Source organism: Roseateles sp. (assembly GCF_965262435.1).
Lineage (GTDB): Bacteria > Pseudomonadota > Gammaproteobacteria > Burkholderiales > Burkholderiaceae_C > Paucibacter_A.
The window spans coordinates 2526336-2546082 of record NZ_OZ253537.1 but is presented as its reverse complement, the minus strand read 5'-3'; the positions used below and the strand labels follow the sequence as shown (position 1 = coordinate 2546082).

Annotated in this window: 15 protein-coding genes; 8 read left to right on the top strand and 7 right to left on the bottom strand. The window is 64.5% G+C overall.

Annotated elements, in window-relative coordinates; genetic code table 11:
* Nucleotides 1–305: 305 nt before the first annotated feature.
* The 4 genes from ACQY39_RS10910 to ACQY39_RS10895 all read right to left on the bottom strand — a co-directional run bounded on the left by ACQY39_RS10910 (nucleotide 306) and on the right by ACQY39_RS10895 (nucleotide 4888).
* A complete protein-coding gene (locus tag ACQY39_RS10910; RefSeq protein WP_428506118.1) occupies nucleotides 306–1262 on the bottom strand; it encodes an NAD(P)H-dependent flavin oxidoreductase in 957 nt (318 codons plus the stop codon).
* 14 nt (nucleotides 1263–1276) lie between these two features.
* On the bottom strand, nucleotides 1277–3070 hold the full coding sequence (locus ACQY39_RS10905; RefSeq protein WP_428506116.1) for an acyl-CoA dehydrogenase: 1794 nt from the start codon (nucleotides 3068–3070) through the stop codon (nucleotides 1277–1279).
* 101 nt (nucleotides 3071–3171) lie between these two features.
* Entirely contained in the window at nucleotides 3172–4104 is a 933-nt protein-coding gene (locus ACQY39_RS10900) for an electron transfer flavoprotein subunit alpha/FixB family protein (protein ID WP_428506114.1), read from the bottom strand.
* Between the two features lie 31 nt (nucleotides 4105–4135).
* Nucleotides 4136–4888 carry an electron transfer flavoprotein subunit beta/FixA family protein gene (locus ACQY39_RS10895; protein WP_428506112.1) on the bottom strand — a complete coding sequence of 251 codons (753 nt, stop codon included), beginning with the start codon at nucleotides 4886–4888 and terminating at the stop codon, nucleotides 4136–4138.
* A gap of 171 nt (nucleotides 4889–5059) precedes the next feature.
* Between ACQY39_RS10895 and murI the strand changes: the two genes are divergently transcribed.
* Nucleotides 5060–5914: a glutamate racemase gene (gene murI / locus ACQY39_RS10890; RefSeq protein ID WP_428506110.1), complete on the top strand. Its 855-nt coding sequence runs from the start codon at nucleotides 5060–5062 to the stop codon at nucleotides 5912–5914.
* A 248-nt stretch (nucleotides 5915–6162) separates the two neighbouring features.
* Here the strand turns inward: murI and ACQY39_RS10885 are convergent, their stop codons facing one another.
* From ACQY39_RS10885 to ACQY39_RS10875, 3 genes are all read right to left on the bottom strand, one after another.
* On the bottom strand, nucleotides 6163–7494 hold the full coding sequence (locus ACQY39_RS10885; protein WP_428506108.1) for a diguanylate cyclase domain-containing protein: 1332 nt from the start codon (nucleotides 7492–7494) through the stop codon (nucleotides 6163–6165).
* A gap of 232 nt (nucleotides 7495–7726) precedes the next feature.
* Entirely contained in the window at nucleotides 7727–8374 is a 648-nt protein-coding gene (locus tag ACQY39_RS10880) for a response regulator (RefSeq protein ID WP_428506106.1), read from the bottom strand.
* Nucleotides 8371–9516: a response regulator gene (locus ACQY39_RS10875; protein ID WP_428506104.1), complete on the bottom strand. Its 1146-nt coding sequence runs from the start codon at nucleotides 9514–9516 to the stop codon at nucleotides 8371–8373. Before ACQY39_RS10875 ends, ACQY39_RS10880 begins: the two co-directional genes overlap by 4 nt.
* 292 nt (nucleotides 9517–9808) lie before the next feature.
* Between ACQY39_RS10875 and ACQY39_RS10870 the strand changes: the two genes are divergently transcribed.
* From ACQY39_RS10870 to ACQY39_RS10840, 7 genes are all read left to right on the top strand, one after another.
* Nucleotides 9809–10264 carry a hypothetical protein gene (locus ACQY39_RS10870; protein WP_428506102.1) on the top strand — a complete coding sequence of 152 codons (456 nt, stop codon included), beginning with the start codon at nucleotides 9809–9811 and terminating at the stop codon, nucleotides 10262–10264.
* A 49-nt stretch (nucleotides 10265–10313) separates the two neighbouring features.
* A complete protein-coding gene (locus ACQY39_RS10865) occupies nucleotides 10314–10676 on the top strand; it encodes a response regulator (protein ID WP_102767284.1) in 363 nt (120 codons plus the stop codon).
* Between the two features lie 25 nt (nucleotides 10677–10701).
* Complete coding sequence (locus tag ACQY39_RS10860; protein WP_428506100.1) at nucleotides 10702–12822, top strand: chemotaxis protein CheA; 2121 nt, start codon at nucleotides 10702–10704, stop codon at nucleotides 12820–12822.
* A 45-nt stretch (nucleotides 12823–12867) separates the two neighbouring features.
* A complete protein-coding gene (locus ACQY39_RS10855; protein WP_428506098.1) occupies nucleotides 12868–14679 on the top strand; it encodes a methyl-accepting chemotaxis protein in 1812 nt (603 codons plus the stop codon).
* A gap of 62 nt (nucleotides 14680–14741) precedes the next feature.
* Nucleotides 14742–15272 (top strand): chemotaxis protein CheW, encoded by a 531-nt coding sequence (locus tag ACQY39_RS10850; protein WP_263519478.1) that lies wholly within the window; start codon nucleotides 14742–14744, stop codon nucleotides 15270–15272.
* Nucleotides 15273–15368: 96 nt separating this feature from the next.
* Nucleotides 15369–17540 (top strand): methyl-accepting chemotaxis protein, encoded by a 2172-nt coding sequence (locus tag ACQY39_RS10845; protein WP_428506095.1) that lies wholly within the window; start codon nucleotides 15369–15371, stop codon nucleotides 17538–17540.
* A 65-nt stretch (nucleotides 17541–17605) separates the two neighbouring features.
* Nucleotides 17606–19651, top strand: a complete 2046-nt coding sequence (locus ACQY39_RS10840) for a methyl-accepting chemotaxis protein (RefSeq protein WP_428506093.1) — start codon at nucleotides 17606–17608, stop codon at nucleotides 19649–19651.
* Nucleotides 19652–19747 lie beyond the last annotated feature (96 nt).

Below are 19747 nucleotides of genomic sequence, written 5' to 3'. Positions count from 1 at the left end.
CGATTTGTGCGCGGCCGAGAGCGCAGCGGAGCGGCTCAGGCGCGCGTACCCGCGCGCTTCAAGCACTGACTCGGCGCCACTGTTTGACCACAGTGAGCGCAGCGAACGGAGGGAGTTTGGCGCCGCTGAGCCGCGCAGTGAGCAGCGAGGGGAGTCGGCTCGCAGAGCCGACCCGGGCACCATGAGCACGGCGGCGGGCCGAGCCACCGTAGCGAGCTAGCCCGGCCAACGAACTTCCGCTCAGTGCCGCAAGCGGTCCCCGGCACACCCCTACGTCAGCCACGTCTTAAGCAGCCGATGCGAGTTCAACCCAGGCTCAATCGCTGGCGTGCCGCCTGGTACTCGCTCGCCAATCGGGCCACCAGTTCGGCCGCAGGGACCACGGCGCGGATGGCGCCGATGCCTTGGCCGCAGCCCCAGATGTCCTTCCATGCCTTGCCGCCAGAGCTACCGCCGAAGTTCATCGCACTCGGGTCGCTTTCGGGCAGGTGATCCGGGTCCATGCCGGCTTTGACGATGGAGCCGCGCAGGTAGTTGCCGTGCACGCCGGTGAAGAGGTTGCTGTAGACGATGTCGTCGCTGTTGCTGTCGACAATCATCTGCTTGTAGTCCTCAGCCGCGCGCGCTTCCTCGGTGGCGATGAAGGCCGAGCCGATGTAGGCCAGATCCGCACCCATGGCCTGGGCGGCCAGCACCGCGTCGCCGCTGGCGATGGAGCCGGACAGCGCCACCGGGCCCTGGAACCACTCGCGGATTTCCTGGATCAGCGCGAACGGGCTCTTCACCCCCGCATGGCCACCGGCACCAGCCGCGACGGCGATCAGGCCGTCGGCGCCCTTCTCGATCGCCTTCTTGGCGAACTTGTTGTTGATGACGTCGTGCAGCACGATGCCGCCCCAGGCGTGCACGGCTTGGTTGACATCCTCGCGCGCGCCCAGCGACGTGATGATGATGGGCACCTTGTACTTGGCGCACACCGCCATATCGTGCTCGAGCCGTTCATTGCTCTTGTGCACGATCTGGTTGATGGCGAAAGGCGCCGCCGGCTTGTCCGGGTGGGCGCGGTTGTAGGCCGCCAGTTCGGTGGTGATTTCGTTCAGCCATTCATCGAGCAGCTCGGCCGGCCGGGCATTGAGCGCCGGCATGGAGCCGACGATCCCGGCCTTGCACTGCGCGATCACCAGCTTGGGGTTGCTGATGATGAACAGGGGCGAGCCGATGATGGGCAGCGGCAGCTGCTTCAGGATCTCAGGGAGTGCCATCGTTCCGCGCCCGCTCAGAAAGCGTCCAGTGCCAAGGCGGTGACGCTGTCCGCGCCCTCGACGATGGCATCGCGCGTGCCACCGGCACGGCTCAGGATGTGCTCGGCATAGAAGCGCGCGGTGGCGATCTTGGCCGACATGAAGGCCGCGTCTTCGCCGGCGGCCAGCTTGTCCTCGGCCACCAGCAGCGATCGCGCCAGCTGCCAGCCAGCAACCAGATTGCCAGCCAGCATCAGATAAGGCACGGAGCCGGCGTAGGTCGCATTCGGGTTGCTGCGGGCGTTGGCAGCAATGAAGTTCACCACATCGACAAAGGCCAGACGGGCCGCGGTCAGGCGCTTTTGCACCGCGCGGGCGGCGGCGCTGTCGCGTGTCAGCAGCTGCGCTTCCGTGGCCTCGACCATGGCCGCGATGGAGCGGGCAAAGGCGCCGCCGTCGCGTGCGGTCTTGCGGCCGACCAGGTCATTGGCCTGGATGGCGGTCGTGCCTTCGTAAATCGTCAGGATCTTGGCGTCGCGGTAATGCTGGGCGGCGCCGGTTTCCTCAATGAAGCCCATGCCACCGTGCACCTGCACGCCCAGGTCGGTGACCTCCAGGCTCATCTCGGTGCTGTAACCCTTGACCAAGGGCACGAGAAATTCGTAGAAGGCCTGACTCTGCTTGCGAATCTCGGCATCGGCATGGTGGTGGGCCGCGTCGTAGGCGGCAGCTGCCACGCTGGACATGGCGCGGCAACCCTCGGTCAGGGCGCGCATGGTCATCAGCATGCGGCGCACATCGGGGTGATGAATGATGGCGCCGGCACCCGGCAGCGAGCCGTCCACCGGGCGCGACTGCACGCGATCGCGGGCGAAGCTGGCGGCCTTTTGGTAGGCGCGCTCGGCCACCGCGATGCCCTGCACGCCGACGCCGAAACGGGCGGCGTTCATCATGATGAACATGTACTCGAGGCCGCGGTTTTCCTCGCCGATCAACGTGCCGATGGCGCCGCCATGGTCGCCGAACTGCAGCACGCAGGTCGGGCTGGCCTTGATGCCCATCTTGTGCTCGATGGACACGCAGTGGGCGTCGTTGCGCGCGCCCAGGGAGCCGTCGGCGTTCACCAGAAACTTGGGCACCAGGAACAGGCTGATGCCCTTCACGCCTTCCGGCGCGCCGACCACACGGGCCAGCACCAGATGGACGATGTTCTCGGCCATGTCGTGCTCACCGTAAGTGATGAAGATCTTGGTGCCGAAGATCTTGTAAGTGCCGTCACCTTGGGGCTCGGCACGGGTGCGCACCTGGGCCAGGTCCGAGCCGGCTTGGGGCTCGGTCAGGTTCATGGTGCCGGTCCAGCTGCCGTCGATCAGCTTGGGGATGAAGGTGTTCTTTTGCTCGTCGGAGCCTGCTGTCAGCAGGGCTTCGATGGCGCCATCGGTCAGCAGCGGGCAGAGCGCAAAGCTCAGATTGGCGCTGTTGATCATCTCGCCGCAGGCGGCACCGATGGTCTTGGGCAGGCCCTGGCCGCCAAAATCAGCGGGGTGTTGCAGACCTTGCCAGCCGCCTTCGGCGAACTGCTTGAAAGCTTGCTTGAAGCCGGTGGTGGTGAAAACTTCGCCGTCTTTCCAGTAGGACGGGGCCTTGTCGCCCTCCCAGTTCAGCGGTGCGACCACGTCCTCGTTGAACTTGGCGCACTCTTCCAGCACGGCCTGGGCGGTGTCGATGCCGAAATCGGCGAATGCAGGGATTTGCTCGGTCAGGGCCTGCAGGCCGGCGAGCTCCTGCATATTGAACAGCATGTCCTTGACAGGGGCGCGGTAGGTCATGATTTTGTCTCCAGCGATCTCAGATTCAGATACAACAAGGGCGCCGCGACCGTGAGTCGGGCGCCCTGGGGCTCACTCGATAGAGGGGGCGAGGCGTGGGTTCAGAGGCTGTTGACCAGCTCCGGCACGGCGGTGAACAGATCGGCTTCCAGGCCGTAGTCGGCCACCGAGAAGATCGGCGCTTCGGCGTCCTTGTTGATCGCGACGATCACCTTGGAATCCTTCATGCCGGCCAGATGCTGGATCGCGCCGCTGATGCCGCAGGCAATGTAGAGCTGGGGCGCGACGATCTTGCCGGTCTGGCCGACCTGCCAGTCGTTCGGGGCATAACCGGCATCCACGGCGGCGCGCGAGGCGCCGAGGGCGGCACCCAGCTTGTCGGCCAGGGGCGTCAGCACTTCCATGAACTTGTCGTTGGAACCCAGGGCACGGCCACCGGAAACGATGATCTTGGCAGCGGTCAGCTCGGGGCGGTCGCTCTTGGTCACTTCACGGCCGGCGAAGCTGCTCTTGCCGCTGTCGGCAGCGGCAGCCACGGTGTCCACGGCGGCGCTGCCGCCTTGGGCGGCGGCGGCGTCAAAACCGGTGGTGCGCACGGTCAGCACCTTGGTGGCATCGCTGCTTTGCACGGTGGCGATGGCATTGCCGGCGTAGATGGGGCGCTCGAAGGTGTCGGCGCTGATGACCTTGGTGACATCGCTCAGCTGCGCCACGTCCAGCAAGGCGGCCACGCGCGGGGCGACGTTCTTGCCCGAGGCGGTGGCCGGGAACAGGATGTGGCTGTAGCCGCCGGCAATCGCCAGCACCTGGGCGGCCAGGTTTTCGGCCAGGCCGTTTTCCAGCGCGGCGGAGTCGGCGTGCAGCACCTTGCTCACACCAGCGATCTGGGCCGCGGCAGCGGCCGCGGCGCCGGCGTTGAAACCAGCCACCAGCACATGGACGTCGCCACCGGCAGCCAATGCCGCGGTCACGGTGTTCAGCGTTGCGCCTTTGATGGAGGCGTTGTCGTGTTCAGCAATCACGAGAGCAGTCATTGTGTTTTCTCCGAATTCTTCTGATCTGGGTTCAGCCAATGACCTTGGCTTCGTTCTTCAGCTTGTCGACCAGGGCGGCCACATCGGCCACCTTGATGCCGGCGCTGCGCTTGGGCGGCTCTTCGACCTTGAGGGTCTTGATGCGCGGGCTCACGTCCACACCCAGATCGGCCGGCTTGACGATGTCCAGCTGCTTCTTCTTGGCCTTCATGATGTTGGGCAGGGTGACGTAGCGCGGCTCGTTCAGGCGCAGGTCGGTGGTGATGACGGCCGGCAGGCTCAGCTTGACGGTTTCCAGTCCACCGTCGACTTCACGGGTGACGGACACGGCGCCATCGGCCACTTCGACCTTGCTGGCAAACGTGCCTTGCGGCAGGCCGGTCAGGGCCGCCAGCATCTGGCCGGTCTGGTTGCAGTCGTCGTCAATCGCCTGCTTGCCCAGGATGACCAGCTGGGGTTGTTCCTTGTCGACCAGACCTTTGAGGATCTTGGCCACGGCCAGGGGCTGCAATTCCGCATCGGTCTCGACCAGGATGGCGCGGTCGGCGCCGATGGCCATGGCGGTGCGCAGGGTTTCCTGGCACTGGGTGACACCACAAGACACCGCGATCACCTCGGTGACCACGCCTTTTTCCTTCAGGCGCACGGCTTCTTCGATGGCGATCTCGTCGAAGGGGTTCATCGACATCTTGACGTTGGCGGTGTCCACACCGCTGCCGTCGCTCTTGACGCGCACCTTGACGTTGTAGTCGACCACGCGTTTGACTGGGACCAAGACCTTCATCGATTACTCCAAGGCTAATTGACGTTAACGTTAATCAGATTCTAAGGGGGCCACCCGCAGGCGGTTGGGGCATCTTTGCCAACATCGGGGATGCAGCCAAAAAAGCACGATCGTTCTATTCTAAGCATGAAGCCAGAGTCGCGTCGGGCTGCCGCTAGACTGCAGCCCCCAATGAGCACGAGCAGCAACCCCTCCCCCGCGCCAGAAGCGACCACCCCGGGCGTGATCGGCGTGTTCGACTCTGGCGTCGGCGGCCTGACCGTGCTGCGTGCCTTGCAAACGCAAATGCCCGGCACGGCTCTGCACTATGTGGCCGACACCGCCCACGCGCCCTACGGCCCGCGCAGCGCCGACTACATCACCGAACGCAGCCTGCGCCTGGCCGCTTACCTGCAAGACCAGGGTGCGAGCCTGCTCGTGGTGGCCTGCAACACCGCCACGGCGCATGCGATTGCAGCCCTGCGCCAGCGCTGGCCCGATCTGCCCATCGTCGGCACCGAACCCGGCATCAAGCCGGCCGTGGCCGCCAGTCTTGCACGCGTGAACGGCAGCGCCGGTCGGGGCCGAATTGGCGTGCTGGCCACCGTGGCCACCATCGCCAGCGCCCGCTACCAGGACTTGGTCAGCCGCCATGCTGAAGGCATCGAGGTCTTCAGCCAGCCCTGCCCCGGCCTGGTCGACCTGATTGAGCGCGGCCAGCTGGACACGCCGGAGCTGCATGCCCTGCTGGAACGCCTCTGCCAGCCGCTGCGCGATGCACGCGTGGATACGGTCTTGATGGGCTGCACGCATTACCCCTTGGTGCAGGGACCGCTGCAACAAGCCCTGGGGCCGGCCGTGCAACTGCTCAATATCGAAACCGCGGTGGCACAGCGCGCCGCGGCGCTTTGGAGCGAACAAGCAAAGCCGTTGCCGACAGCCCACTCGCTGCGTCTGGAGACCACCGGGGACGCCGCTCAGTTTCAGCGTTTTGTCCAGCAGGTGCTGGGCTGGTCGAGCGCACAGGCGGCTGGCATCCAGGTCTGAGCGCATGCGCGCGCCGAGGGCCAGCCCAAGGCGGGCACAAGCATGAGGATGGCCTCCGGATTGATCTGCCGCGCCCGGGCCGAACTGGCCGCACACAAAGCCAGCTCATGCCACAGGACTTGAGTCCAGTGACCTAGGTCAGCCAGGAGTCCGGATAGCGCCAGCCCTTGCTTGCCATGGCTTCAATTGTGTTGGAGCAAAAACCAGCGCCATCAGCTCTGACACGCGGAGCCGAAGGCAAGGCTGCCTCAGCCCAGGCCAGCATGGCTGGCTCGACGGAAGGTGTTCTTCCCTGCGCGCTTGGCCTCGTACATGGCCACATCGGCAGCGACCAGCAAGTGCGCAGGATCAACCTCATCGGTCGGGCAGAAGGCCAGCCCCACAGTGGCGCCCACTGGCATCAGATGCTGGCCAACATAGAGCGGCTCGCGCACCGCGGCGATCAGGCGTACGGCCAGTTGCTCGGCGGCCGCGTCATTGGGCAAGGCCGGCAGGATCAGGCCGAATTCGTCGCCGCCCAAGCGGCACAACACATCGTTGCCGCGCAAGACCCGGCTCATGCGCCGCGCCACCTCGCGCAGCACCTCGTCACCGGCCTCATGACCATGCCTGTCGTTGACAGTCTTGAAGTTGTCGAGGTCAATGAACATCAACGCCATCAGCTCTACGTTCTGGCAGCTAAGGGCCATGTGCCTCTCCAGCGCTGACTGGAAATACAAGCGATTGGGCAGTTGGGTCAGGGCATCCCGGTGGGCCAGTTGCTCGAATTGCTGGCCCGCCTCCTGCTCCTTGCGCAAGCGCAGATTCAGTTCAGCCTGCGTGGTCTCCACGCGCTGCAGCATCTGGTTGAAACGTTCGCTCAGTCGTCCGACCTCATCGGGCCAGTGGACGATGGCGCGACGTGTGAAGTCCTGATCGGCAGACACCTGCTCAGCCAAGCTCGACAGCTCCACAATGGGCGCCAATGCTCGGCGTTGAACGCGCCGCAATGCCCGCCAGGCGATGGCGATGGCGACTGCGATCAGCAGGGCGGCCGCGCCGACCATTTTCAGCACCAGCAGTTGCAGCTCCTGCAAGCTCTCGCGCAAGACCAAGCTGCCGACCCATTCACCCTTGAGCTTCACAGGCACCCAGACCTCGACTTCGGCCAGACGCATGAAGCGGACGGACTGGGCCTGATCGAGCCCGATCGGAACGCTGCGCTCCAGCGCACGCGCGCTGCCGGCCGACCACTGGACAAAAGGCGCCCGGCCAGCACTCAAGGCCTGCACCTCCAGCACCTCACCACGCCGGACGAAGGCCGCCAACTCGGCGCTGGCGGCGGCGCGATCTTCGAACACCAGCATGGGCGCCAAGCTGTTGGCCAGCAACTGGGCACTGAGCTCAGCGCTGTGGGCCTGCCGTTCGCGGGCGCCCAGCCAGAGCATGGCGGCGATCAAACCAAAGCTCAGCACCATGGCAATGGACAGGACCTGCAGATTCAAGCGCGTCAGGCGACGCACCAGCGAATGCTGGATCTCACCCCGGATGGGCAGGTTCATCGCCGCAGCCCCGGTCTTGACGCCACTGACAGGTGGCATTTCGGGCCCCGCTGCTTGTGCAGTGGCACTCTTGCTGCTTCTTGCGACGCTCATCGATCATGCCCTGCCTGGCCCGGCGCAACATGCACCAGTCATGAGCCGGATTTTTTACCATCCAGCCGCCCCGGTCTATCGGGGAAACAGCGCGGTCAAATGCCCGCTTTGCAGGGACGGACGAAGGGCTGGCCTGAGCTCACGAACCAGAGGACATCGCCCGGAGCTTGCGCCAGCTTCAGCTGGCGACCAGGCCGTTGCGGATGGCGTAGACCGTCAGCTCGGAATTGTTGGCCAGGGCCAGCTTTTCCAGCACGCGGGCCCGGTAGACACTGACGGTCTTGGGGCTGAGCATCAGCTCCTCGGCAATGTCCGACAGGCGCTTGCCGGAGGCGATCATCACCAAGGTCTGCAATTCGCGATCGGACAGTTTTTGGTGCGCCTGCTCGTTGACCGGCGCGGTGAGGCTTTCCACCAGCATCTGCGCGATCTCCGGGGTCACGTACTTGCGACCCTGGGCCACCGTACGCACGGCCTGCACCAGCACCTGCGGATCCCCACCCTTGTTGACGTAGCCGAAAGCACCGGCCCGCAGCGCACGGATCGCGTACTGGTCCTCCGGGTACATGGACACGATCAGGGTGCGGATCGCCGTGCCCTCATCTTTCATCACATGCAGCACATCCAGGCCGCTGCGGCCCGGCATATTGATGTCCAGCACCAGCACATCGACCGCCGCATTAGGCCCCAGATCGCGCAGCAGGCTGCGCAGCTCACCGTAGTCGCCGGCCTCGCCAATCACCTCGATATCGGGCACATCGGACAAGGTGTCACGAATGCCACGGCGAATCAGGGCATGGTCGTCGCAGAGGATCACCTTGATCATGCGCCACCCCATGCCGACGGGTCATGCGCGACCGCCGCGCCCTCATCGCCGCCGAACTGATCCATGGCATCCGCCATCAGTGGCACCGAAAGAATCAGGCTCGTGCCCTTGCTGTTGCTGCTCAAGTCCACCCAACCTCCTACCGTTGCGGCGCGCTCGTGCAAGCCGCGAATGCCAAAACTGCGCGCCTTGGCCAAGGCGCCTGCAGCAATGCCGACCCCATTGTCGCTGAGCTCCAGCGTTAGCACGCCGGAGTCCACGCTCAGCTCGATATGAACCCGCGTGGCCTGTGCATGCTTGGAGACATTGGTCAAAGCCTCCTGGGCCGTGCGGTAGGCCACCAAGGGCACGCCAGCCGGCAGCTGCATCTGATCATGGCTGGTGCGCATGGTCGTGACGATACCGGTGCGGCGCTCGAAGCGAGCCGCCATCCATTGCACGGCTGCCACCAAACCCTGTTCCAGAATGGCCGGCCTCAGGTTGTGCATGATGCGCTGGCTGGCCTCGATGGCCGAGGTCACGGTCTCCAGCGCCGATTGCACCCGCTGCAGCACGGCCGGGTCCTGGGCGTGGCGGTTGATCCAGGCCAGGTCGAACTTCAGCGCCGTCAAGGAGCCACCGACATCGTCGTGAATCTCGCGCGCGATCGCTGCACGCTCCATCTCGACGCTGGTCTGCAGATGGCCAGCCAACTCGTGCAGACGCTGCTTCGACTTGAGCAACTCTCGGTCGGCCTCGATGCGGGCACGCTCCGACTCGCAGGCCTCGATGGCGTGGAGCAAGGCCGGCGCCAGGCGCGCCAGGTCTTTCTTGAGCAAGTAGTCCGAGGCGCCCGTGCGCATCGCCGCCACCGCCGTGTCTTCACCAATTTCGCCGGACACCAGCACAAAGGGCAGCAGTCGCTTGCTCTCCTTCAGCATGTCCAGCACCAGCAGGCCGGAAAAACCGGGCAGGTTGTAGTCGGAGACCACAGCATCCCAGGGCTCATCGAGGGCCTGCCGCACCTCAGCCAAGGTGTCCACTCGGTGCAATTCCAGGTTCAAACCGGCACGGCGCAGCTGAGCCATGATCAATTGATGATCGAGCTCAGAGTCTTCTATATGCAACACGCGCAGCCGGCGATCAGCGGTAGAGATCGTCATGGGGGGCGAGTATGCCGGGAATGAATGAACCACTCAGTCCGTGACAGCTGCGGCATTGGCACGAATCAGCGAGGAAGCGACGCCATAAAAGGGTTTACCCTTATATTTACTTCGTCGCCGGTGTCGAATCACACAAATAGGCCGGTTATGCGTCCATTGTCCTGTCGACAGTTCTGCAGGAATTGCCGAAGATGCTCGCAAGAACCGGTCGCCCCGCTGGGCCGAGACACTGCCCCGAAACGGGGTCAGGTCTTGCGCTTGGCAGGTCCATAAGCGTGGAGCAAAGATGCTGATGAATGAAACGCCTGACCCACCCGAACAGGGAATGACGCCGCTGCTGGCTGCGGCCGAGCTCCAGGATCACCTGATGACGGTCACCCATGACCTGGAGCGCCTGCAACGCCTGCTCGATGACGCAGGGGAAGCCCTGTCCACCCACTTCTACAGTGCATCCGGTCATGTGCATGGGCTGCTGAATGGGGGCGAAGCACCCGGTGACGGCCACGCCCCGGTCCTGCAGAAGGTCATGCTGGACATTGCCGGCGCGATCACCGCGCTGCAGTTCCAGGACATGGCCACCCAGCTGATCGCCCACACCAGCCAGCGCTTGCGCAACTGCGCGGACCAACTGGCGCGCGATACCTTTGGCGATGACGAAGACGGTGCCACCGTGGTGGAAATTGCTCCGCTACGGCCCAATCCGGTCACGCAAGATGAGATGGACGCCGGTTCAGTCGAATTGTTCTAAAGAACCCCAGTAATTTTCCGAAACCAGCTTGATACCCGGAGAAACAACAATGCACTCAATTCTTGCTGTGGACGATTCGGCCTCGATGCGCCAGATGGTCTCCTTCACACTGAAGAACGCAGGCTTCAATGTGGTCGAGGCCGTCGATGGCCAGGACGCCCTCGAAAAGTCCGGCACGCGTGACTTTGACTTGGTGCTGACCGACCAGAACATGCCGCGCATGGATGGCATCAGCCTGACCAAGAAGCTGCGCGACAACCCGAAGTTCAAGACGACGCCGATTCTGATCCTGACCACCGAGTCCAGCGACCAGATGAAGCAGGCCGGCCGCGCTGCCGGTGCCACGGGTTGGTTGGTGAAGCCCTTCGACCCGGCCAAGCTGATCGAAGTCATCGGCAAAGTCATCCGTTGATGCCCTCACCACACTGGAGCAAAGCATGGGTGATATGACCTCCGAGGGCGCCAGCCTGAGCGCCGGCATCGACCTGAGCCAGTTTTACCAAGTCTTCTTCGAAGAGGCGGCCGAGAACCTCGACACCATGGAACAGCTGCTGCTGAACCTGAATGTCGAAACTGCCGACGACGAAGAGCTCAACGCGATTTTCCGCTGCGCCCACTCCATCAAGGGCGGCGCCGCGACTTTCGGCTTCAGCGATGTGGCCGAGCTGACCCACCAAATGGAGACGCTGCTCGACAAGCTGCGCCGCCATGAGCTCAACGCCACGTCGCCCATGGTCGACGTGCTCTTGCAGTCGGGCGATGCCTTGCGCGCTCAGCTGGGCCGCCACCAGGGCTCTGGTGCGGCTGCCGTGGACACCAGCGATCTGCTGATCAGCATCCGCAGCTTCGTCGAAGGCGAGCAGGCCGCAGCGCCCGCCCCCGCGCCCAAAGCCACTGCCGCAGCGCCGGCACCAGCGCCTCGGGCAGCAGCGCCGGCCAAGCCGACCGCCCGCGAACTGGAGCTGCAAGTTGGCCCGCTCAGCGACCTGAGCCTGGCCGACAACTTGGTCGAGCTGTTCAAGGAAATCACCGACTTGGGCACCATCGAACCGCTGGACGGCGGCGTGGCCGCCGACGGCGTGCGTCGATTCAAGGTCCTGACCGGCAGCTCGGACAACGATCTGCTCGATCTGTTCACCTTCCATGTGGCCCGCGAACAGGTCAAGCTGACGCCCTTCGGCCCCGGTTTCGGCTTCCATGCCGACGCTCCGGGCGCTCCGGCTGCCGAAGAGAAAGACAACGACCCCGGCTACGGCTTCTTCGACAACGCGCCCGGCGTGCCTGAAAGCACCGAAACCGGCACCGAACTCAAGGTGCAGGCCGAAGCGGCCAAGCCGGTGGTGGCTGCGGCACCCGCCGTCAAGGCCGAAGCCCGCCCTGCTGCGGCGGGCATGGAGCAGTCCACGCTGCGCGTGTCCATCGAGAAGGTGGACCAGCTGATCAATCTGGTCGGCGAGCTCGTGATCACCCAAGCCATGCTGGCGCAAAACAGCCGCGATCTGGCACCTGGCCTGTACCAGCAGCTGGCCTCCGGCCTGGCCGATCTGGAACGCAACACCCGCGATCTCCAAGAGTCGGTGATGTCGATCCGCATGATTCCCATGTCGGTCGTCTTCAACCGTTTCCCGCGCATGTTGCGCGACCTCGCTGCCAAGCTGGGCAAGAAGGTCGAGCTGGTCACCCAGGGTGAAGCCACCGAACTGGACAAGAGTCTGGTTGAGAAGATCACCGATCCGCTGACCCACCTGGTGCGCAACAGCTGCGACCATGGCATCGAACAACCGGCCGACCGCGTCGCCAAGGGCAAGCCCGAGCAAGGCACCATCACCCTCGTCGCCTCTCACCAAGGCGGCTCGATCGTGATCGAGGTGCGCGACGACGGCCGCGGTCTGAACCGCGAAAAGCTGATCAAGAAGGCCCGCGAAAAAGGCATCGACGCGCCGGACTCCATGACCGACTCGGAAGTCTGGGGCCTGATCTTCGCGCCCGGCTTCTCTACGGCCGACCAGGTGACCGACGTCTCCGGCCGCGGTGTCGGCATGGACGTGGTGAAACGGAACATCACCTCGCTCGGCGGCACGGTGGAGATCGACTCTGCCGAAGGCTACGGCATGAAGGTCTCGGTGCGCCTGCCGCTGACCCTGGCCATCATGGACGGCATGAGCGTGGGTGTGGGCGAAGAGGTCTACATCCTGCCGCTGTCCTCGGTGGTCGAGTCCTTCCAGGTGCAGGCCGACACCATCAAGACGGTGGCCGGCTCGGGTCGTGTGGTGGAGGTGCGTGACGAGTACATGCCTGTCATTGGCTTGGAGACCATCTTCAATGTGCCGCGCTTCGACTTCGAACATGTCTCCTCCATCATGGTGGTCGTCGAGGCCGAAGGCGGCCGGGTCGCCCTGCTGGTGGACGAGCTGCTCGGCCAGCAGCAGGTGGTGGTGAAGAACTTGGAAGCGAACTACCGCAAGGTCACCGATGTCTCCGGAGCCACCATCATGGGCGATGGCCGGGTCGCGTTGATCCTGGACGTCGGCAGCTTGGTTCGCCGCTCGCGCCATTGATCCGGCTTCGGCCGGTTCCTTACCCAAGAGATACAGAGGTATTCGATGAATCTGAGCGCCATGCTCCGAATGTTCAGCATCCGCACCCGCATGATCGGCGCCATTGCCATGGTTCTGGCCCTGCTGCTGATCGTGGGTGGTGTCGGTCTCTACGGCATGAACTCGCTGCGCGGCCAGAACCAGCAGTTCGCGGAAAAGTCGGTGGGCGACGCCCATCACATGACCTTGTTGATCGAGGCCATGGGCAATCTGCGGCGCTATGAAAAGGACATGGTGATCAATCATGCCCAGGCCGATCAGGTCAAGGCCTACCACCAGAAATGGGATGAGGCCCGCAAAGCGCTCGAAGACAACGTCAAGGAGTTGATGCACGGCCATGAGGACGCCAACAACAAGGTGCTGGGCCAGATCCTGCCCTTGATGAATGACTACGTGGCCAAGGCGCAACCCGTCCTGGGCCAGTTGGAGTCTGGGAGCATCGCCAATGCCAGCGATGCCAATGGCGCGCTGAAGGCCGCCAAGGAGCACGCACAAGAGGCTGAAAAGCTGTTGGCTGAGCTGCGCAAGTCACTGGCCCAGGAATCGGACAAGGCCATGAAGGCCAGCCAAGCCACCCAAGGCACGGTGTTCACCGTGTTCATCGCCGTGCTGGTTCTCAGCTCGGTGATCGTGGTGCCGCTGACCTTGCTCAATATGCAGAGCATCTGCACACCGCTGGCAGAAGCCGGCGCCTTGGCCGATGCCATTGCCAAGGGTGACCTGACCATGACCGCCAAGGAGGTGATCGGGCAGGACGAAGCCTCGCATCTGATGAACTCGCTGCAGAACATGCAGCAGGCACTGCAAAGCCTGGTCGGTCATCTGCGCGTATCGGCCGACAGCATCCGCACGGCCTCGGTCGAGATTGCCACCGGCAACCAAGACCTGTCGGGTCGCACCGAGCAGACCGCATCCAACCTCCAGCAGGCGGCGTCCTCCATGGTGCAGCTGACGGGCACGGTCAAGCAGACGGCTGATTCGGCGCGCACCGCCAACCAGTTGGCCAATTCGGCCTCCACGGCGGCAGCCAAGGGCGGTGATGTGGTGGGCCAGGTCGTCGCGACCATGGACGAGATCAACACCAGCTCCAAGAAGATCAGCGACATCATCGGCGTGATCGATGGCATCGCCTTCCAGACCAATATCCTCGCCCTGAATGCAGCCGTCGAAGCGGCCCGTGCCGGCGAACAAGGCCGTGGCTTTGCCGTGGTGGCCAGCGAAGTTCGCTCGCTCGCCCAGCGCAGCGCCGAGGCTGCGCGTGAAATCAAGACCCTGATCGGCGCCAGCGTCGAGCGGGTAGAAACAGGCTCGCGCCTGGTGCAAGACGCCGGCACCTCAATGACCGAGATCGTCAGCAGCGTGCAGCGCGTCAGCGACATCATTGGCGAAATCTCGGCCGCTGCCAGCGAGCAGAGCGACGGCATTGGCCAGGTCAATCAGTCCGTGGTCCAACTGGACCAGATGACCCAGCAGAACGCAGCCCTGGTGGAGGAATCCGCGGCGGCGGCCGAAAGCCTGAAAGACCAGGCCGAACGTCTGGCCGAGGCCGTGGACCGCTTCAGGGTCACGGCCGAAGTCAAGCCCGCGCATGGCGCTGGTTTCGGGGCCAGCAAATCACGCCCGCAGCCATCAACCAGCCAGCCCGCCGCAGCGCCCCGCCCGGCCGCCAGCAAGATGGTCAAGCCCGCCGCCGCCAGCCCCCGGCCGGCAACAAGCCACGCCTCGCACTCACCTGCACCAGCGGCCCGACCCAGCCCCCCCGCGCGTTCGCCGGCTCCCGCTCCGGCGCAAGCCGAGGGTGACTGGGAATCGTTCTGATCGCCCTTCGCCATCCTCCTCCTTCGCAACACGTCAAACCCGAACTTCCAACGAGGTAAGCCATGGAAACCACCCGAGACAATGTGCCGGCGCTGCGCCAGGACAATGGAAACCTTGCCCTGAAGGCTCACGGCCCAGCAAGCGGCGAGTACCTGACCTTCCGCCTGGGTGCCGAGGAGTACGGCATTGACATCCTGAAGGTCCAGGAGATCCGCTCCTACGAGCCACCGACCCGCATCGCCAACGCGCCCGATTTCATCAAGGGCGTGGTCAATCTGCGCGGCGTCATCGTCCCCATCGTCGACCTGCGCCTGAAGCTGGGATGCCCGAGTGCCGAGTACAACAGCTTCACCGTGGTGATCGTGCTCAACGTGCGCAACCGCGTGGTCGGCGCCGTCGTGGACTCGGTCAGCGATGTGCTGGAACTGAACCGCGACGCGATCCGCCCGGCGCCGGAATTGAGTTCTGCCTCGGTCGACACCAGCTTCATCACAGGCATCGGCACGGTCAGTGACCGCATGTTGATCCTGATGGACATCGAAGGTCTGATGAGCAGCGCCGATATGGGCTTGATGGACTCGCTGGCCATGTAAGTTTCGTCCACGCCAGCACTGGCGACGGGATGCCCTGCCCTGCCGGCATTGCCGGCGGAGGAACAAGTCTTCGTAGCATTCGTTGGAGCAGCCACTATGGCATCAGGTGTGACCTCGATCGCACGGCGCGTCTCGATGGTGGGCGTGATTGCCCTGGCAGGATCCCTGCTGACCGTCAGCGGCGCCGTCAGTGTTCTCTTGACCCGGGTGGCTCACGAGCGCGTCACCAGCTGGGTAGGCGACAAGACTCAGTCCCTGGTCGACTCCATGACGGCCATGGACGATGTGGCCAAGACCATGGTTCAGCAGAGCTACGGCACCTTCCGCCAGGAATTCGGGCCGGTGTTCCAGCTGGATGAGGCCACCGGCGACCTGCGTGACTGGGGCCCCAAGCTCAATGGCAATACCACCCAGGTGGACAAATTCGCCGGCACCACCGGCGGCGCTGCCTCCATCTTCGCGCTCAAGGGCGACGACTTCGTCCGCATCACCTCCTCGCTGAAGAACGCCGCTGGCGAGCGCAACACCGCCCCGCTGGGCAAGAACCACCCTGGCTATGCCAGCCTGATGCAGGGCAAAGCATTTGCTGGCCGCGTGGTGCTCGAAGGCAAGGTCTTCATGGCCTACTACGACCCGATCAAGAGCGAGGCTGGCAAGGTCATCGGCCTGCTGGCAATCGCGCTGGACATGGAGGGCTTCCAGAAGGCCATGGACAAGATGGCGGCCGACGCCAAGTTCTTCGAGTCCGGAGGCACCTATGCCATTGCCGCGGACGCCGATGGCAAGAATGCCCGGCTGGTGTCGCACCCCAGCGCCAAGAACAAGTTGGTCAGCGAGGTGTCGCCGGACTTCGACAAATTCATGACCGCGTTGCTGGACTCCAAGGATGGCTATGTCGCGGACGCGCCCGATGTGCTGAACGGCAAGGGGGGCAGCTATTTCGCCGTCGGCCGGCGCAATCCACAAGGCGGCTTCTGGATCATCGCCCAGGTCTCACGCAGCGAGTCCATGGCTTCGCACTGGGCCACCATGGTGCCGTTCTGGATCATGCTGAGTTTGACCACGGCCGGCCTCGGTTTCGGCCTGTTCTGGATGATGCGCAACTGGATCACCAAACCCCTCGGCGACCTGACCGACGCCATCAGTTCGATTGCGCAGGGCGACCTGTCGCAATCGGTGATCAGCCAGCGAAATGATGAAATCGGCCTGCTGATCCAGCAGACCGAATCCATGCGCGAGCGCCTGGCCGAGACCATCGGCACGGTCCGGCAGTCCTCCGATTCGATCGGTACGGCCAGTGCAGAAATTGCCTCGGGCAATCAAGACCTCAGCCAGCGCACCGAGCAGACGGCCTCCAATCTTCAACTCGCCGCCTCTTCAATGACGGAGCTGACCGGCACCGTCAAGCAAACGGCCGACTCGGCCCAGACGGCCAACCAACTGGTGTCGTCGGCCGCCACGGCAGCAGCCAAGGGTGGCCAGGTGGTCGGCCAGGTGGTCGCCACCATGGACGAGATCAATGCCAGCTCGCGCAAGATCAACGACATCATCGGCGTGATCGACGGCATCGCGTTTCAAACCAACATCCTGGCCCTGAATGCGGCCGTTGAAGCCGCGCGTGCCGGCGAGCAGGGCCGCGGCTTCGCGGTCGTCGCCAGCGAGGTGCGCTCCCTGGCACAGCGCAGCGCCGAAGCGGCCAAGGAGATCAAGACCCTGATCGGCGCCAGCGTCGAGCGTGTAGAGATGGGCTCACGCCTGGTCAATGAGGCCGGCAACTCCATGACCGACATCGTCTCCAGCGTGCAGCGGGTGCAGGACATCATCGGTGAGATCACCGCCGCAGCCAGCGAACAGAGCGACGGCATCGGCCAGATCAACCAGTCGGTGGTGCAGCTTGATCAGATGACGCAGCAGAATGCCGCCCTGGTTGAAGAATCCGCGGCTGCGGCCGAAAGTCTGCGCGACCAGGCCCAGCGCTTGATCGAGGCCGTCTCGGTCTTCCATTTGGCGCAGTCCAGCATGGTGAGCCAGAACCTGGCCCGGTCCAAGCCAGCCAGCCCGAGCACATCGGTGCCTGCAGCGCCCGCCCCCCGGCCGGTCAGCGCAAGCGCCAGCAAGCCCAAGCCCGCGCTCAAACCGGCCAAGGCGCCTGAGCCTGCACTGAATGCCAGCAAAACCAGCAGCCCGCCAAGCCGAGCCCCCGCGCCGGCACGTGCGAGCAGCCCCGCCAGTCCACCCCAGCAAGAGGGTGACTGGGAGAGTTTCTGACGCACAGCCACTGGCGCTGCCCCCGGCCCTACCCGCCTCGCTCCGACCTTCGCAGAGGATCCCTCATGTTCGATTCCATCAAAACCCGCCTGATCACGCTCAGCATTGTGGTGGTGGTGCTCACGCTGAGCCTGGCCACGATCGCCAACTATGTGATCGTGCGAAGCCACACCTACAGCAGTGAACTGGCCAGCCTGGACGCCCTGGCAGCCGGCCGCGCGGCATCCATCAACCAATGGGTGAGCACCCAACGCGACATCGTCAGCTCCATGGTGCCGGCGGCGGCCGAGGCGGACCCCAAGCCCTATCTGGTGCAGGCCGCCAAATCAGGTCGGCTGGAAGCGGCCTATATCGGCCATGCCGACAAGCGCGTGCTGTTCAACACGCCCCAGGACCTGCCACCGGGCTATGACCCGACCGGCCGCCCCTGGTACACCCTGGCCGCCAATTCGAGCGGCCCCGTCATCACCGACCCCTATATGGATGCCGCTCGCAAGCTGCTGGTGGTGACCTTTGCCTTGGCGGTCAAGGACGGCGGGGCGACCAAGGCCGTGGCCGCCACCGATGTGTTCCTGAACGAGGTCTCCACCACCGTCAAGGCCATCAAGCCGACGCCCAATGGCTTCGCCTTTCTGATGTCCAGCAAAGGCAGCATCGTCGCCCACCCGAATGCTGAGTTGGCGCTCAAGCCAGTCAGCGAACTCTCGCCCCAGCTCGATGCCAAAGCCTTGAAACAGTTGCAGGAGGCGGGTGCCCCCTGGGTGGACGCCACGATCGGTGGCAGCGACTTCCTGCTGCGCGGCGTGGCCATCGACAACACCGACTGGATACTGGTCGTCGCGGCAGACCGCAGCGAGGCGCTGGCCTCTTTGAGCTCGCTGCTGCGCACGGCCGCACTGGTGCTGGTGGTGGTGATGGTGCTGGCTGGCGCCCTGATGGCCACAGTGATCTCCACCATGTTGCGCGGTTTGGAAGGCGTGCGCGCGGCGCTGGACGAAATCAGTGCCGGCGGGGGCGATCTGACCCAGCGCCTGCCGGAAAGCGGCCGCGACGAGATCTCCCGAATCGCCGCGTCCTTCAATATGTTTGCCGAGAAGATCCAACGCATCCTGCTGGACGTGCGTTCGGCCAGCAACTCCATCACCACAGCCTCCAGCGAGATCGCCTTGGGTGCACAGGACCTGTCGCAGCGTACCGAACAGACGGCATCCAATCTGCAGCAGGCCGCCTCTTCCATGGAACAGCTGACCGGCACCGTGCGTCAGACGGCCGATGCCGCGCAGACCGCCAATCAGCTGGCCTCTTCGGCCTCCTCGGCCGCGGCCAAGGGCGGTGAGGTGGTCAGCCAGGTGGTCACCACCATGGACGAGATCAACAACAGCTCCAAGAAGATCAGCGACATCATCGGCGTGATCGATGGCATCGCCTTCCAGACCAACATCCTGGCCCTGAACGCGGCGGTTGAGGCCGCGCGGGCCGGCGAGCAAGGCCGTGGCTTTGCCGTGGTGGCCAGCGAGGTGCGCAGCCTGGCGCAGCGCAGCGCCGAGGCGGCCAAAGAGATCAAGGGCTTGATCGGCGCCAGTGTGGACCGGGTTGAAGTGGGTTCCAAGTTGGTGGAAGCCGCCGGCGCCTCGATGAACGACATCGTGTCCAGCGTTCAGCGTGTCACCGACATCATCGGCGAGATCACGGCTGCCTCCAGTGAACAGAGCGACGGCATCGGGCAAGTCAACGGCGCGGTCGTGCAGCTCGATCAGATGACCCAGCAGAATGCGGCCCTGGTGGAGGAATCCGCCGCCGCCGCCGAGAGCCTGCGCGATCAGGCTCAGCGCCTGACCGAAGTGGTGTCGGTGTTCCGCCTGGGCGCTGACGAAGGCCAAGCTGGTCGTTCGGCTGCGCGCAGCCCGGCGCCACGCAGCTCCAGTATGAATAGCTCCGCACAGTTCAAGAAGCCTGCCGTTCACAGCAGCCCAAGCCCCAGCCCCAAGCCGGCACCGAAGGCCGGCGCGACCCGCCCTGCTGCCGCTTCAAGCAGCCCAACACCGAACCCGGCACCGGCCCCCGCAGCCAGCAAGGCCGACACCAACGACGACGACTGGCAGTCGTTCTGAAAGTGCGGGCTGCGGCCCGCCCGCTGAACCCAAGGCGCGCTCCCGCAAGGCAGCGCGCCTTTGTTTTGGCCCCCGCTTCGACGCCCTCAAGAACCG

What these genes read in the sequence shown, in the direction of transcription:
- ACQY39_RS10910 (WP_428506118.1), bottom strand. Translation starts at nt 1,262, where the DNA reads ATGGCACTCCCTGAGATCCTGAAGCAGCTGCCGCTGCCCATCATCGGC.
- ACQY39_RS10905 (WP_428506116.1), bottom strand. Translation starts at nt 3,070, where the DNA reads ATGACCTACCGCGCCCCTGTCAAGGACATGCTGTTCAATATGCAGGAG.
- ACQY39_RS10900 (WP_428506114.1), bottom strand. Translation starts at nt 4,104, where the DNA reads ATGACTGCTCTCGTGATTGCTGAACACGACAACGCCTCCATCAAAGGC.
- ACQY39_RS10895 (WP_428506112.1), bottom strand. Translation starts at nt 4,888, where the DNA reads ATGAAGGTCTTGGTCCCAGTCAAACGCGTGGTCGACTACAACGTCAAG.
- murI (WP_428506110.1), top strand. Translation starts at nt 5,060, where the DNA reads ATGAGCACGAGCAGCAACCCCTCCCCCGCGCCAGAAGCGACCACCCCG.
- ACQY39_RS10885 (WP_428506108.1), bottom strand. Translation starts at nt 7,494, where the DNA reads ATGCCACCTGTCAGTGGCGTCAAGACCGGGGCTGCGGCGATGAACCTG.
- ACQY39_RS10880 (WP_428506106.1), bottom strand. Translation starts at nt 8,374, where the DNA reads ATGATCAAGGTGATCCTCTGCGACGACCATGCCCTGATTCGCCGTGGC.
- ACQY39_RS10875 (WP_428506104.1), bottom strand. Translation starts at nt 9,516, where the DNA reads ATGACGATCTCTACCGCTGATCGCCGGCTGCGCGTGTTGCATATAGAA.
- ACQY39_RS10870 (WP_428506102.1), top strand. Translation starts at nt 9,809, where the DNA reads ATGAATGAAACGCCTGACCCACCCGAACAGGGAATGACGCCGCTGCTG.
- ACQY39_RS10865 (WP_102767284.1), top strand. Translation starts at nt 10,314, where the DNA reads ATGCACTCAATTCTTGCTGTGGACGATTCGGCCTCGATGCGCCAGATG.
- ACQY39_RS10860 (WP_428506100.1), top strand. Translation starts at nt 10,702, where the DNA reads ATGGGTGATATGACCTCCGAGGGCGCCAGCCTGAGCGCCGGCATCGAC.
- ACQY39_RS10855 (WP_428506098.1), top strand. Translation starts at nt 12,868, where the DNA reads ATGAATCTGAGCGCCATGCTCCGAATGTTCAGCATCCGCACCCGCATG.
- ACQY39_RS10850 (WP_263519478.1), top strand. Translation starts at nt 14,742, where the DNA reads ATGGAAACCACCCGAGACAATGTGCCGGCGCTGCGCCAGGACAATGGA.
- ACQY39_RS10845 (WP_428506095.1), top strand. Translation starts at nt 15,369, where the DNA reads ATGGCATCAGGTGTGACCTCGATCGCACGGCGCGTCTCGATGGTGGGC.
- ACQY39_RS10840 (WP_428506093.1), top strand. Translation starts at nt 17,606, where the DNA reads ATGTTCGATTCCATCAAAACCCGCCTGATCACGCTCAGCATTGTGGTG.